1 protein-coding gene is annotated in these 1,060 nt (G+C 60.2%); it reads left to right on the plus strand.

All coding sequences use genetic code 11. The features are described from left to right. Positions 1–1,059: photosystem II D2 protein (photosystem q(a) protein) (gene psbD / locus NW826_RS10470; protein ID WP_414510093.1), on the plus strand; the 1,059-nt coding region annotated here is incomplete at its 5' end. Position 1,060: the final 1 nt, after the last annotated feature.

The raw sequence follows: 1,060 nt of genomic DNA on the forward strand, positions 1-1,060 counted from the left end.
ATGACCATCGCGGTAGGGCGCGTACGCCAGGAGCGAGGATGGTTCGACATCGTCGATGACTGGCTCAAGCGTGACAGATTCGTGTTTATCGGCTGGTCGGGGCTGCTGCTGTTCCCCTGCGCCTACTTGGCCTTGGGCGGCTGGCTGACCGGCACCACCTTTGTAACTTCTTGGTACACCCACGGCCTGGCCAGCTCCTACCTGGAAGGGTGCAACTTTTTGACCGTGGCCGTGTCCACCCCCGCCGACAGCATGGGGCACAGCCTGTTGCTGCTGTGGGGCCCGGAAGCCCAGGGGGACTTTACCCGCTGGTGTCAGATTGGCGGGCTGTGGACCTTTGTCGCCTTCCATGGAGCGCTGGGCCTGATTGGCTTTATGCTGCGGCAATTTGAGATTGCCCGGCTGGTGGGGGTGCGGCCCTACAACGCCATTGCCTTCAGCGCGCCGATTGCGGTGTTTGTGAGCGTGTTTTTGATTTACCCGCTGGGGCAGAGCAGTTGGTTTTTTGCCCCCAGCTTTGGGGTGGCGGGGATCTTCCGCTTCTTGCTGTTCTTCCAAGGGTTCCACAACTGGACGCTGAACCCGTTCCACATGATGGGGGTGGCCGGCGTGTTGGGTGGAGCGCTGCTGTGTGCCATCCATGGGGCGACGGTGGAGAACACGTTGTTTCAGGATGGGGAAGCGGCGAGCACGTTTCGGGCGTTTGAGCCGACGCAGTCGGAAGAGACGTACTCGATGGTGACGGCGAACCGGTACTGGAGCCAGATTTTTGGGATAGCGTTTTCCAACAAGCGGTGGCTGCACTTTTTCATGTTGTTTGTGCCGGTGACGGGATTGTGGATGTCGAGCATTGGAGTGGTGGGGTTGGCGCTGAACCTGCGGGCGTATGACTTTATCAGTCAGGAGACGCGGGCGGCGGAGGACCCTGAGTTTGAGACGTTCTACACGAAGAACATTTTGCTCAACGAGGGGATTCGGGCCTGGATGGCGCCGCAGGATCAGCCGCACGAGCGCTTTGAGTTCCCCGAAGAAGTCCTACCCCGCGGCAACGCGCTCTAAA

The sequence above is a fragment of the Synechococcus sp. OH20 genome, from assembly GCF_047502685.1.
Lineage (GTDB): Bacteria > Cyanobacteriota > Cyanobacteriia > Thermostichales > Thermostichaceae > Thermostichus.